Here is a 12,977-nt window from a genome sequence, read left to right as displayed (position 1 = left end):
CCGCCGGCCGGCACCTGGGCGAGCAGCCCGGACGCCTCCTCGGCGCAGCGGTCGGGGGCGCGCCGCGCACGGCTTTCGACCATCTCGGCGATGTCGCAGGCGGGGAAGCCAAGGCCGCGACCGAGCTGGGCCGCACGCTCGCAGTAGCGCGCGGTCAGGTCCCGCTCGGGCCCGTTCTTGAGGCGCCCGATCGCGGCGACGAGGAGGCGCAACGGGTCGGCGTTCAATCGGCGGAGACGCCCGAGGGGCGGTCGGAGCCCCACATCTTCTCGAGGTTGTAGAAGCCGCGCACCTCGGGCCTGAAGATGTGGACGAGGATGTCGCCGGCATCGATCAGCACCCAGTCGCAGGCCGGCATGCCCTCGACGCGGGCGGTGCCGAAGGACTTGGCCTTCATCTCCTGCGTGATGTGGTCGGCGATCGAGCCGACGTGACGCTGCGACCGTCCGGAGGCGATGATCATCGTGTCGGCGATCGAGGTCTTGCCGGCGAGATCGATGGCGATCGTCTCCTCGGCCTTCATCTCGTCGAGGCACCCGAGCACGAGCGTCCTCAGGTCTTCGACCCTGGCCAGGGCGGCGGTCTCGGAACCCTGGGTTCCCGTGTGGAGCGACTCGGACAGCGTCCTAATTCCTCGGATATCGGCAGTGGCGACGCGCGCCTGCGTTGAACCGACGACTTTGGCCGGTTCCGGGCGGTAATTCAAGGTTCCCCGGTGCCGCTCCGCGCATCGCGGATCTGCGTCGAGGAGAGATGCGAGCGCGGGCCGTGCAGGAACACCCAGGCCGGGGGCGCCATGCCCGGCAGGGCGGAGGCGTCCGATTCCGGGATGCGGGCGGCGGAGAACCGTCGGGCGGCCCGCGCGCTCGGCGCGCTGAGGGTGTGGCCGGGGCGGTCGATCACCGCGACCGGCATCAGGCCCATGATCTCGGCCGAGCCCTTCCAGCGATGGAAGCTCGCCAGCGAATCGGCCCCCATGATCCAGACGAAGCGGATGCCCGGCCGCCGCCGCACCAGCCAGCGCAGGGTGTCGCGGGTGAAGCGGGCGCCGATCGCCGCCTCGAACCCGGTCACCGCGATCCGCGGATCGCCCTTCGCCACCACGGCGGCCTGCGCGCAGCGCTCGGAGAGCGGCGCGATCGGCCGCCCGCGCTTCAGCGGGTTTCCGGGCGTGACCAGCCACCACACCCGGTCGAGGCGCAGGCGGCGCAGCGCCATGGTGCCGACATGCAGGTGGCCGGCATGCGCCGGGTTGAACGAGCCACCGTACAGGCCGATCCGCATCCCCGGCGACGCGGGCGGCAGCGCGCCCTCACGCAACGGCGCGGATCACGGTAGGCGAGACCGCGCCGCTCACGGGCGCGTCTGGCCGCTGCCGTGGACCCGGTACTTGAAGGTGGTGAGCTGCTCCACGCCGACCGGGCCGCGCGCATGCATGCGGCCGGTGGCGATGCCGATCTCAGCGCCGAAGCCGAACTCGCCGCCATCGGCGAACTGGGTCGAGGCGTTGTGCACCACGATCGCGGAATCGACCTCGGCGAGGAAGCGGACGGCCTCGTCGCCGTCCTCGGTGACGATCGCGTCGGTGTGGTGCGAGCCGTAGGTCTCGATGTGCTCGATCGCCGCCTCGAGCCCGTCGACGACGCGGACCGAGATGATCGCGTCGAGGTACTCGGTGCGCCAGTCGGCCTCGGTCGCCGCCGTGACGCGACCGTCCACCGCCTGCACGTCGGCGTCGCCGCGCACTGCGCAGCCGGCGTCGAGCAGGGCGGCGACGAGGGGGGCGAGATGGGTGCCGGCGCAGGCGCGGTCGACCAGCAGCGTCTCGGTGGCGCCGCAGATGCCGGTGCGCCGCATCTTGCTGTTGAGCAGGATGGTCCGGGCCATGCCGAGGTCGGCGGCGGCCGCGACGTAGACGTGGCAGATGCCGTCGAGGTGGGCGAAGACCGGGACCCGCGCCTCGGCGTGGACGCGCTCGACCAGGCCGCGCCCGCCGCGGGGCACGATCACGTCGATGCAGCCGTCAAGGCCGGCGAGCATCGCGCCGACCGCGGCGCGGTCCTTCGTCGGCACGATCTGGATCGCGTCCGCGGGCAGGCCGGTGGCCTCGAGCCCGGCGCGCATCGCCTCGGCGATGGCCATGGCGCTGCGGTGGCTGTCCGAGCCGGCCCGCAGGATCGCGGCGTTGCCGGCCTTGAGGCAGAGCGCGCCGGCATCGGCGGTGACGTTCGGGCGGCTCTCGAAGATCACGCCAACGACGCCGAGCGGCACGGCGATGCGCTCGATCAGCAGCCCGTTCGGGCGCTCGAAGGCCGCGACCTGGCGCCCGACGGGGTCGGCCAGCGCACCGATCTTCTCGACCGCGTCGGCGATCGCCGCGAGGCGGCCCTCGTCGAGGGTCAGCCGGTCGATCAGCGCCTGGCTCTGCCCGGCGGCCTTCGCGGCGGCGACGTCGCGGGCGTTCTCGCGCAGGATGACGGCGCGGTCGGCGCGCAGGCGCTCGGCGATGGCCCGCAACGCCACGTCCTTGGTCTCGGCCGAGGCCAGCGCCAGCTTGCGGCCGGCGGCGCGGGCGCGCCGGCCGATGCCGTTCATCTGCTCGGCGAGGTCGTCGGCCGACGCGAAGCCGGATCGCATGTTCAGGACTGGCACGGGCATCATCCCAGGTCGGCGGCCTTCCCCGAGCCGCCTACGAAGCTGCGACTTATCTGCATCCTCGGGCAGCACGAAACAAGCGCCGCGGCAAAGATCGGAACGTTTCGAAGGCGCTCGTATCCAGTCATGGACGCGGCGCGACCGGTTCTAGAACATCGCCAAGTCGTCGCGATGCACCATCCAGGCCCGTCCCGGATAGGTGAGCAGGTCGGCGATCTGCGTGCTGGGGCGCCCCTGGATCAGCGCCGCCTCCGTGCTGTCGTAGCCGACGAGGCCGCGGCCCAGCACCCGCCCGGCGCGGTCGCGGATCAGCACGGCGTCGCCCCGGCCGAAGCTGCCCTCGACGCCGCAGACGCCGACCGGCAGCAGGCTCGCCCCACCGTCGAGCGCGCGCGCCGCGCCGTCGTCGATCACCAGGGTGCCGCGCGGCTCGAGCGACCCGGCGATCCAGGTTTTCCGCGCTGCGGTGGGCGTGGAACCGGACAGGAACCAGGTGCAGCGGCCGCCCGCGACGACGCTGCGGAGCGGGTTCTTCTCGCGGCCGTCGGCGATGATCATGTGGGTCCCGCCCGACACCGCGATCTTGGCGGCCTCGACCTTGGTCCGCATGCCGCCCCGCGACAGCTCCGAGGCGGGACCGCCGGCCATCGCCTCGATCTCGGGCGTGATCCGCTCGACCACGGCCAGGTGGCGCGCGTCCGGATCGGCATTCGGGGGGGCGGTGTAGAGGCCGTCGATGTCGGAGAACAGCACCAGCACGTCGGCGCCGATCATCGTGGCGACGCGGGCCGCGAGCCGGTCGTTGTCGCCGTAGCGGATCTCGGAGGTCGCCACCGTGTCGTTCTCGTTGACCACCGGAACCGCGCGCATCTCCAGGAGCTTGAGCACGGTCGCTCGCGCGTTGAGGTAGCGGCGGCGCTCCTCGGTGTCCTGCGGCGTCACCAGGATCTGCCCGGCGACGATGCCGTGGTGGCCCAGCGCCTCGGCCCAGTGCCGCGCCAGCGCGATCTGCCCGACCGAGGCCGCGCCCTGGCTCTCCTCCAGCCGCAGGGCCCCCGGCGCGAAGCCGAGCACGGTGCGCCCGAGCGCGATGCTGCCCGAGGACACCACCAGCACGTCGACCCCGCGGGCATGCAGGTCGGCGATGTCCTCAGCGAGCGCCGCGAGCCAGGCGTGCCGCAGCCGGCCGCGGGCGCGGTCCACCAGCAGGGCCGAGCCGACCTTGATGACGACGCGGCGGAATTGATCGAGGGAGGGGGTCATGACGCCGGGACGTAAGCTGGGACGAGGTCGGTGTGGACGAAGTCGTCACCCTTGAACAGGAGGGGCGCATCGTGGGCTTTGGAGACGGCGTAGGATTGGCAGTCGCCGAAGTTCAACCGCGCCGGATGCCCTTGTCCCTTCCCGAAGCGCTGGAAGGCATCGGATGCCATGCGGTACATCTGGAGCGTGAAGGCGACCGGCTGCACCGTGGTCCGCAGGATCAGGACCTCCAAAAAATCCTCGGCAAAACCCGGCATCAGCGAGCCCAGCACGATCCTGGACTCGAGCAACGTCGGGGTTCCGATGATCGCCCGATTCTTGGCGACCAGCGTGTCGAAACGCTCGCCTTCAGGCTCTTCCATCGCAATCGCGACGATCACCGAGGTGTCGAGCGCGATCATACCGGCAGGCCGTACTCGTCGTAGAGATAGTCATGATCGGTGGGGACGATCGCGATGCGATGTGCCCGCGCCTCACGGACCAGCGCTCGGATCACGTCCCGTTCGGCACGTTGCGTCGGTGTCAGGTCATCGTTGACCGTCGCGACGCGGCGGTCGAGCTCTCGCAACGCCGTGACCACCGCCTCGTCGACCGTGGTGCCGGCGCGCTCCGCGAGTTCATGGGCAAGAGCGAAGGCTTCGTCGTTCATGACGATCAGCGCTTCCGTCATCGAAACCTCCACAGGTTCAACAACCTCGGGCGATGCTAACCGACCCGATCACCCCCGTCATCACGGCTGCCAGGCCGCCTCGGGCACCCGCTCGGCCTCGGCGGCGGCATCCATCTCGCCCTGGAGCGCACGCAGCGCCTCCGGCACGCCCTGGCCCGAGGCCGAGGACAGGACGAGCGGCTTGCGCTTGGCAGCGCGCTTCAGGCGGGCGACCTGCTCCTTCAGGGTGTCGGCGTCGATCGCGTCGGCCTTGGAGAGCGCCACGATCTCGGGCTTGCCGGCGAGGTCCTCGCCGTAGGCCTCCAGCTCGTGCCGGACCATCTTGTAGGCCTTGCCGGCATGCTCGCAGGTGGCGTCGACGAGGTGCAGCAGCACCCGGCAGCGCTCGACATGGGCCAGGAACCGGTCGCCGAGTCCGACGCCCTCGTGCGCGCCCTCGATCAGCCCGGGGATGTCAGCGAGCACGAACTCGCGGGCATCCGAGCGCACGACGCCGAGCCCCGGATGCAGGGTGGTGAAGGGATAGTCGGCGATCTTCGGCTTGGCCGAGGTCACGGTCGCCAGGAAGGTCGACTTGCCGGCGTTCGGCAGCCCGACGAGGCCGGCATCCGCGATGAGCTTGAGGCGCAGCCAGATCCACTGCTCGGTGCCTTCCAGACCCGGATTGGCGTGCTTCGGGGCGCGGTTGGTCGAGGTGGTGAAGTAGGCGTTGCCGAAGCCGCCGTTGCCGCCCTTGGCGAGCCGGACCCGCTGGCCGACCTGGGTCATGTCGGCGATCAGGTGCTCGCCGTCGACCGCCAGGATCTGGGTTCCGGCCGGCACCTTCAGCACCACGTCGGCGCCGTTGGCGCCGTGGCGGTTCGAGCCCATGCCGTGCTCGCCCTTCCGCGCCTTGAAGTGCTGCTGGTAGCGATAGTCGATCAGCGTGTTCAGGCCCTCGACGCACTCGACCCAGACGTCGCCGCCGCGCCCGCCGTCGCCGCCGTTGGGGCCGCCGAACTCGATGAACTTCTCGCGCCGGAACGCGACGCATCCCGCGCCCCCGTCGCCGGAACGGACATAGACCTTGGCTTCGTCGAGGAATTTCACGGTGTCGCTCGTCTTCATGTCGGGGCGCGGGCCACCGGCCCGCCCCGTCTCGTTCACGCCGCGGCGATGCGGCCCCGTCCATCGGCGTCGCGCACGCTGCGCAGCTCCGCCGCGAACCCCGTCGCTTCGGCCTTGGGCCGAGACGGCGAGGGATCGATTCCGATCGATCCGTCCGGCGACGTCAAGGGCGCCGGGCCGATCGCTTCGTCAGGCTGCCCGGTCGCAGCCGGAGACCCCGAACCGGGCCGACCACGCGGCGCGGTCGAGCCGGAAGCGATCGGATGTCAGGTCGCAGCCGCGGACGGGGACATAATCCGTCGCCGTTCCCGTGCGGACGAAGCCGCCCTTCTCCAGCACCCGGCGCGACGCCGGGTTCTCCACCCGCGCATCCGCCGACAGCACCGAGCCGCCGGCATAGGCGAAGTAGGCGTGAACCATCGCCTCGGCGGCCTCGGTGGCGAGGCCGCGGCCCCAGAAGGGCCGGCCGAGCCAGTAGCCGAGGCGGGCCCCCTCCGTCGCCGCGTCGGCGCGGATGCCGACGAACCCGACGAGGCCGTCCGGGTCGGACCGGAGCGAGACCGCCATCGCCAGGCCCTCGCCGGCGGCGTTGCGGCGCCGCGCCTCCAGCACGAAGGTCTCGGTCTCCATCCGGTCGATCGGGTGGCGGATCCGCGCGGTCATCTCGGCCACCGACCGGTCGCCCGCGAGCCGCACGATCGCGTCCACGTCCTTGGCGCGCGGCCAGCGCAGCCACAGGCTGCGGGTCTCGATCCGGAAGACGTCGTCGCGGGTCAGATCGGGGAACATCGTTCGGGCTCCTTCGCCGCGATCCTCCGTAGTGGAGGACCGTTGCGCTGAGACGACGAAAGGGAGGATGGCGCCCCATCCTCCCCCGCGTCTTCCGTTCGACCCCCCGGCCTCGTGGCCAGGATGCGAGAAACAGATCCGCCGGTTCGGTGTGGGACACCGGCGGGGCCTGCTTCGCCTGTTCGAGGCGCCCGCCGTCTACTCTGCCGCTTGCGCGAGCGGCACCACCGCCACGAAGGCGCGGCCGCGCTTGGTCTGGAACTCCACGCGACCCTCGGTCAGCGCGAACAGGGTGTGATCCTTGCCCATGCCGACATTGGTGCCGGGGTGCCACTTGGTGCCGCGCTGGCGCACGATGATGTTGCCCGGAATCACGGCTTCCGAGCCGAACTTCTTCACGCCGAGGCGCTGGCCGGCCGAGTCGCGGCCGTTGCGGGACGAGCCGCCTGCTTTTTTGTGTGCCATGGTTCAGTCTTTCGAATGACGTGGGATCGGAACGTGCGGATCGCGTGGGGGCGGGGTCGCCCTTACGCGCTCTTCGAACCGGCCGAGAGGCCGGTGATGCGCACGACCGTGTGGTGCTGGCGGTGGCCGCGCTTGCGCCGCGAGTTCTGCCGGCGGCGCTTCTTGAAGGCGATGACCTTCTTGTCGCGACCGTGGGAGACGATCTCGCCGGTGACGCTGAAGCCCGACAGGAGCGGCGCGCCGACCTGGGTCGCGTCGCCGTCGGTGAACAGCAGGACCTCGCCGAAGGTCACGGCGGAGCCTTCGTCGCCTTCGAGGCTGGCGATGGTGATGGTGTCGTTCTCGGCAACGCGATACTGCTTGCCGCCCGTCTTGATGACTGCGAACATCGTCTCTCTCGTGGTTCGAACGGCCTCCGGGACGCGCCCTGGACCGACTTCTTATGCATTCGTCGCGATCCGCCCGAAGGGCCGCCGCAACGCGAAACGCACGGCCCTCTGCGAGGAAGCCGCGCGTTGTGCCCGGTGGATAGGGGATCGGCACGCGATCTGTCAAGGATTTGCGGGGGCGAATGCTTGCCCGCATTGGCCTCGAAGAGCGCGCGCCGCGAGCGCTTCCGAGCCGAGGTGGCCGACGCCGGGCGGGAGCGGCGCCCCTCGGGCGTCAGCGCATCGCCTGGATGATCGCCGGGCTGATGATCACCACGAACAGCACCGGCAGGAAGAACAGGATCATCGGCACGGTCAGCTTCGGCGGCAGCGAGGCCGCTTTCTTCTCGGCCTCGTTCATGCGCTGGTCGCGGCTCTCCTGCGCGAGCACGCGCAGCGCCTGGCCGATCGGGGTGCCGTAGCGCTCGGCCTGGATCAGCGCCGTGACGACGGCCTTCACCGGCTCGAGGCCGACGCGCATCGCGAGGTTCTCGTAGGCCTGCCGGCGATCGGGCAGGAACGACATCTCGGCGGTCATCAGGGCGAGTTCCTCCGCCAGCACCACCGAGGTGGCGGCGATCTCGGTGCTCACCTTCCGGAAGGCGTGCTCGATCGCCATGCCCGATTCGACGCAGATCAGCGTCAGGTCGAGGGCATCGGGCCAGGCGAGCTTGATCTCGGCCTTGCGCTTGTTCGACTTGTTGACGAGGTAGAGTTCCGGCGCCTTGATGCCTCCGTAGGCGCAGGCGATGACGATGCCGAAGCGCATCAGGTAGGGCTGGTCCAGCGCCTCCAGCACGAACAGGTAGAACAGCGAGCCCAGCGTCGCCGAGATCGGCATGACGAGGCGGAAGAACAGGAACGTCGTCTCGGATTGCTGGCCGCGATAGCCGGCCATCAGGAGCTTGCGCTTGGCCGTGTCGGTGCCGAGCCAGCGGCGCAGGTCGAACCGCTCGACGACCTGCTTCATGTAGGCCTTGGGCTCGATCCGCAGCGTCGCCTTGGTGTTGAGGCGCTCGCGTTCCCGCCGCCGGATGATCTCGCGCTCGTCGCTGACGAGCTTCATCCGCTTGCCGAGGTTGTCGCTCTCGAGGAACGGCTGCGCCACGGCGAAGGCCGTCGCCGCCACGGCGACCGCGGTCAGCGCGATGCCCATGGTGCGCGGGTCGAAGACCTTATCGGCGATGAGGTCGATCATGGCGATGGGCTTCCGCGAAAGGGCCGTCGGGCTTCGGGTGACGACCGGATGTGATCGAGCCCGGCGCGGCGCGATCCGGGCTGCCGGACGGCGCGGGCCGCAGGCGGGCTCAGATGTCGAACGCGATCATCTTCTTGATGGTGAGGATGCCGATGCTCATCCAGATCGCCGAGCCCAGCAGCGCGAGCTTGCCGAAATTGGTGGTCCAGAGGATCGAGATGTAATCCGGGCTGGTGAAGTAGGTGATGCCCGCGACGAAGAACGGAAGCGCGGCGATGATGCCGGCCGAGGACTTGGCCTCCATGCTCATCGCCTGGACCTTGCCGGCCATCTTCCGACGCTCGCGCAGCACCCGCGACAGGTTGGAGAGCGCCTCGGAGAGGTTGCCGCCCGATTGCTGCTGGATGTTGATCACGATCGCGAAGAAGTTCACCTCCTGCACCGGGACCCGCTCGTAGAGGCGCGAGACCGCCTCGCCGAGCGACAGGCCCAACGCCTGGGTCTCGATGACGACCCGGAACTCCGAGCGCACCGGCTCCTCGGCCTCGCGGGAGACCATGCGGAAGCAGTCGCTGACGGGGATGCCGGTTCGGATGCCGCGCACCACCACGTCGACGGCGTTGGGCAGCTCCTTCGTGAAGTTCGCGATGCGGCGCTTGCGCAGGTGGCGGAGCAGCAGCATCGGCACGCCGAGGCCGCCGACGAAGGTCCCCCCCAGCCCGGCGATCGGGCTCGCGGTGATCATGAGCACGAGCAGGCCGACCACCACCGCGAGGCCGGCGGAGATCATCCAGTAGGTCCGCTCCGACCACGCCAGGCCGGCCCGCGCGATCTTGAGCTCGAGGGTCACCTTGGCGGCGCCCTTGGCCTTGGCCTCGATCTCGCCGAGCGTCTTCGCGACCTGCTCGCGCCGGTTCACGGTGACGCCGCGGATCGCGTTACCGGCGGCCGAGGCGCTGATCGTCCTGAGGCGCTGCGTCGCCCGCCGCTCGCCCATCAGCAGCGGCATCAGGAAGACGTAGCCGAGGGCGAGCGTGGTCACGAAGACCAGCCCGACGGCGAGCGGGACGTTCGCGGCGGCGTTCACAGCGCACCCGACGCCTCGGCGGCGGCGTCGAGCGCCTCGCCGAGTTGCCGCTCCAGCCCGTAGTAGCGCGCCCGCTCCCAGAATTTCGGCCGGCCGACGCCGGTGGAGCGATGGCGCCCGATCAGCTTGCCATTGGCATCCTCGCCGACGATGTCGAACAGGAAGACGTCCTGGGTGGTGATGACGTCGCCCTCCATCCCGAGCACCTCGGTGATGTGGGTGATGCGGCGCGAGCCGTCGCGCAGGCGGGTGGCCTGCACCACGACGTCGATCGAGCCGCAGATCATCTCGCGCAGCGTCTTGGAGGGCAGGGTGAAGCCGCCCATCGAGATCATCGACTCGATGCGCGACAGGCACTCGCGCGGGGAGTTGGCGTGCAGCGTTCCCATCGAGCCGTCGTGGCCGGTGTTCATCGCCTGCAGCAGGTCGAACGCCTCCGGCCCGCGCACCTCGCCGACGATGATCCGCTCCGGCCGCATGCGCAGGCAATTCTTGACGAGGTCGCGCATGGTGACCTGGCCTTGGCCCTCCATGTTGGGCGGGCGCGTCTCTAGGCGCACCACGTGCGGCTGCTGAAGCTGCAGCTCCGCCGCGTCCTCGCAGGTGATGACGCGCTCGTCGTGCTCGATGAAGGCGGTGAGGCAGTTCAGCAGGGTGGTCTTGCCCGAGCCGGTGCCGCCGGAGATGACGATGTTGCAGCGCGACCGGCCGATGATCTTCAGGATCTCCGCCCCCTCCGGCGAGATCGCGCCGAAGCGTACGAGCTGGTCGAGGGTGAGCTTGTCCTTCTTGAACTTTCGGATGGTCAGGGCCGGGCCGTCGATGGCCAGCGGCGGCGCGATGACGTTGACGCGGGAGCCGTCCGGAAGGCGCGCGTCGCAGATCGGCGAGGCGTCGTCGACCCGGCGCCCGACCTGGCTGACGATGCGCTGGCAGATGTTCATCAGCTGCTGGTTGTCGCGGAAGCGCACGTTGGTGAGCTGGATCTTGCCGTTCACCTCGATGAAGGCGCGGTTGGCGCCGTTGATCATGATGTCGGCGATGTCGTCGCGGGCGAGCAGCGGCTCCAGCGGGCCGTAGCCGAGCACGTCGTTGCAGATGTCGTCGAGCAGCTCCTCCTGCTCGGCGATCGACAGCACGATGTTCTTGAGGCCGATGATCTCCGAGACGATGTCGCGGATTTCCTCGCGCGCCGCATCAGGCTCGAGGCGCGAGAGCTGCGCGAGGTCGATCGCCTCGATCAGCGCGCCGAAGATCATGCTCTTGGTGCGGTAGTAATCCTCCGAGCGCGGGTTGTCCTGCGCCACCACGGCGGGCGACGCGTCCATGCGTTTGCCGGCCACGTTCTCCTGCACCAGCACCGGCGCGGTCGCGCGCAGGGCGGCCGGCGGCGGTGCTGCAGCCGGCGCCGCCGCGGTACCCTGCCTCCTACCGAACATGGGACGAATCCTCGGATCGCGTCGGAAAGGACGGGCGCGCAGACGTCCGCGCGCATCTGGCTGCGAGCCGCGCGTGGGCCGCATCGCCCGCCGGGGAGGGCACGGCGGCCCGCGAGAGCATCGGCATCAGGACGCCTTCCGGCGCGCGAGCTTCGCGAGGAGCGGCTCGAGCAAATTGGGGCGGGCGCGCTTCGCCTCCGGCCGTCCCAGCATCGCCGCGGCGAGGTCGGCGAAGATCTCGGCGGCCTTCGAGCCGGCCTGCACCTCCGCGATCATCTGGCCGTTGTTGGCGGCGGTGCCGAACAGCGCCGGGTCGAACGGGATGCTGGCGACGAGCGGCGATTCCAGCGCCTTGGTGAAATCCGCCGCGCCGATCTCGGGACGCTTGGGCACCCCGACGCCGTTCAGGATCACCCGGGGCCGCGCATCGTTGGGCCGGCCCTGCTGCAGCGCGCCGAGCAGGTTCTTGGCGTTGCGCAGGCTGGCGAGATCGGGGCCGGCGACGATCAGGATCTCGTCGGCCCCGGTCAGCACCCGCTTCGACCAGGCGCACCACTGGTGCGGCACGTCGAGGACGATGCAGGGCACGGCCGCACGCAGGTGGTCGATCAGCGCGTCGAAGGCCGGCTCGGACAGGTCGATGGTGCGGTCGAGGCTCGCCGGCGCCGAGAGCAGGCTGAGCTGGTCGCTGCACTTCGAGAGCAGGCGCTCGACCAGCGCCGAATCGAGGCGCTCGGGCGCGAACACCGCCTCGGCGACGCCCTGGGGCGGATCCTGGTTGAAGTTGAGCGAAGCGGTGCCGAAGGCGATGTCGAGGTCGGCGATCACCGTCTGCGCGCCCTGGCCGCGGGCGATCGACCAAGCGAGGTTGTGGGCGACCGTCGAGGCGCCGATGCCGCCCTTGACGCCGTAGACCGCGATGGTCCGCCCGACCGGCTTGACCCCGGGGGCGGCGAACAGGTCCGAGAGCGAGGCGATCAGCGTCAGCGGCTCGACCGGCGCCATCAGGTAGTCGCTGACGCCGCGCTGGATGAACTGGCGATACAGCGTCACGTCGTTGACGTGCCCGATGACGAGCACCCGGGTGCCGGCGTCGCAGACCTCGGCGAGGGCGTCGAGGCATTCCATCGGCCGGGATTTCGGACCCTGCGTCTCGATGATGATGACGTTGGGGGTCGGCGCGTGGCGGTAGGCTTCGACCGCGGCCGCGCCGCCCCCCATCTGGACCTTGAGGTGGGCCTTCTGCATGCGCCGGTCCGTCCCGGCGCTCTCGATCATCGCAGCGGTCTCCGCGACCTCGCAGAACGCCTGGATCGTGATCCGGGGCACCGGGGCGATCATCCGCTCAGATGTCTCGGGGTGGTCCGCCATGACGAGGCCTTCGGGTTCGGGTTCTTGAGTCTGGGGTCTAGGTCTTAAGTCTTAACGTTTGGGTCTCTGGGTCGGCGGAGCCGGGGCGTGGCGCCGCGCGGCGGCTCACTCGCTGACCGAGGACTTCACGCTCGTCTTGCCATCCTGGCGCCAGGCGGTTGACGGATCCTTGCCCTCGCGAAGCTGGCCGATGTCCTTGACCCGGCGGATCGTGTCGATGCGGCCCTCGGGACGCCCGCGCACCAGGTCGACCGGGTCGGCGACCTGGGCGGCGATCGTCGCCTGGGTGGAGCAGCCGAGGTTCCACGACGGCTGATTGCGGAAGTTCGCGATCGGGCTGCTCTCGCCGAGGTCCTGGGGCCACAGCCCGCACTTGTCGGCGACGCGCGCCTCCATGCGGTGGAAGCTGAGGCGGATCGGGCTGGCGAGGCCGGGATCGGCGACCGGGTAGCCGGAGACCACGATCTCGCGGGCCGGCACGCCGCCCTCGGCGCCGAGCCGGCGG

15 protein-coding genes and 1 pseudogene are annotated in these 12,977 nt (G+C 70.4%); all 16 read right to left on the bottom strand.

All coding sequences use genetic code 11. The features are described 5' to 3' along the window. A pseudogene (locus FV223_RS09240) lies at window positions 1–212 on the bottom strand (23S rRNA (pseudouridine(1915)-N(3))-methyltransferase RlmH); the annotation flags it as partial. A gap of 11 nt (window positions 213–223) precedes the next feature. Continuing rightward, window positions 224–544: a ribosome silencing factor gene (gene rsfS / locus FV223_RS09235; RefSeq protein ID WP_313898961.1), complete on the bottom strand. Its 321-nt coding sequence runs from the start codon at window positions 542–544 to the stop codon at window positions 224–226. Window positions 545–702: 158 nt separating this feature from the next. Next, the gene (locus FV223_RS09230; RefSeq protein ID WP_281406272.1) at window positions 703–1,320 is read right to left on the bottom strand and encodes a nicotinate-nucleotide adenylyltransferase; all 618 of its coding nucleotides are present in this window, start codon (window positions 1,318–1,320) and stop codon (window positions 703–705) included. 33 nt (window positions 1,321–1,353) lie between these two features. Further along, window positions 1,354–2,652, bottom strand: a complete 1,299-nt coding sequence (locus FV223_RS09225; RefSeq protein ID WP_147726613.1) for a glutamate-5-semialdehyde dehydrogenase — start codon at window positions 2,650–2,652, stop codon at window positions 1,354–1,356. A gap of 150 nt (window positions 2,653–2,802) precedes the next feature. Then, on the bottom strand, window positions 2,803–3,918 hold the full coding sequence (gene proB, locus FV223_RS09220) for a glutamate 5-kinase (RefSeq protein ID WP_147726611.1): 1,116 nt from the start codon (window positions 3,916–3,918) through the stop codon (window positions 2,803–2,805). Next, the gene (locus tag FV223_RS09215) at window positions 3,915–4,319 is read right to left on the bottom strand and encodes a type II toxin-antitoxin system VapC family toxin (protein WP_147726610.1); all 405 of its coding nucleotides are present in this window, start codon (window positions 4,317–4,319) and stop codon (window positions 3,915–3,917) included. Before FV223_RS09215 ends, proB begins: the two co-directional genes overlap by 4 nt. After that, window positions 4,316–4,588 carry a type II toxin-antitoxin system VapB family antitoxin gene (locus tag FV223_RS09210; RefSeq protein WP_147726609.1) on the bottom strand — a complete coding sequence of 91 codons (273 nt, stop codon included), beginning with the start codon at window positions 4,586–4,588 and terminating at the stop codon, window positions 4,316–4,318. Before FV223_RS09210 ends, FV223_RS09215 begins: the two co-directional genes overlap by 4 nt. Window positions 4,589–4,648: 60 nt before the next feature. After that, on the bottom strand, window positions 4,649–5,677 hold the full coding sequence (gene obgE / locus FV223_RS09205) for a GTPase ObgE (protein ID WP_147726617.1): 1,029 nt from the start codon (window positions 5,675–5,677) through the stop codon (window positions 4,649–4,651). Between the two features lie 207 nt (window positions 5,678–5,884). After that, window positions 5,885–6,484: a GNAT family N-acetyltransferase gene (locus FV223_RS09200; protein WP_147726607.1), complete on the bottom strand. Its 600-nt coding sequence runs from the start codon at window positions 6,482–6,484 to the stop codon at window positions 5,885–5,887. A gap of 198 nt (window positions 6,485–6,682) precedes the next feature. Continuing rightward, window positions 6,683–6,949: a 50S ribosomal protein L27 gene (rpmA, locus tag FV223_RS09195; RefSeq protein ID WP_147726605.1), complete on the bottom strand. Its 267-nt coding sequence runs from the start codon at window positions 6,947–6,949 to the stop codon at window positions 6,683–6,685. A 62-nt stretch (window positions 6,950–7,011) separates the two neighbouring features. Then, the gene (rplU, locus tag FV223_RS09190) at window positions 7,012–7,338 is read right to left on the bottom strand and encodes a 50S ribosomal protein L21 (protein ID WP_147726603.1); all 327 of its coding nucleotides are present in this window, start codon (window positions 7,336–7,338) and stop codon (window positions 7,012–7,014) included. 274 nt (window positions 7,339–7,612) lie between these two features. Next, window positions 7,613–8,575, bottom strand: coding sequence for a type II secretion system F family protein (locus FV223_RS09185; protein ID WP_147726602.1), 963 nt, complete (start codon window positions 8,573–8,575; stop codon window positions 7,613–7,615). 109 nt (window positions 8,576–8,684) lie between these two features. Continuing rightward, window positions 8,685–9,662 carry a type II secretion system F family protein gene (locus tag FV223_RS09180; protein WP_243934821.1) on the bottom strand — a complete coding sequence of 326 codons (978 nt, stop codon included), beginning with the start codon at window positions 9,660–9,662 and terminating at the stop codon, window positions 8,685–8,687. Then, window positions 9,659–11,101 (bottom strand): CpaF family protein, encoded by a 1,443-nt coding sequence (locus tag FV223_RS09175; RefSeq protein ID WP_147726600.1) that lies wholly within the window; start codon window positions 11,099–11,101, stop codon window positions 9,659–9,661. The genes FV223_RS09180 and FV223_RS09175 overlap by 4 nt, the downstream gene beginning before the upstream one ends. A gap of 126 nt (window positions 11,102–11,227) precedes the next feature. Next, complete coding sequence (locus FV223_RS09170; protein WP_147726599.1) at window positions 11,228–12,472, bottom strand: AAA family ATPase; 1,245 nt, start codon at window positions 12,470–12,472, stop codon at window positions 11,228–11,230. 105 nt (window positions 12,473–12,577) lie between these two features. Further along, on the bottom strand, window positions 12,578–12,977 hold a 400-nt coding region (locus FV223_RS09165), incomplete at its 5' end, for a CpaD family pilus assembly protein (protein WP_187276101.1).

Origin of the sequence: Methylobacterium sp. WL116 (assembly GCF_008039455.1) — a bacterium.
Taxonomy (GTDB): Bacteria; Pseudomonadota; Alphaproteobacteria; order Rhizobiales; family Beijerinckiaceae; genus Methylobacterium.
The sequence above is the reverse complement of the archived record's forward strand: the minus strand, read 5'-3'. Positions and strand labels throughout refer to the sequence as shown.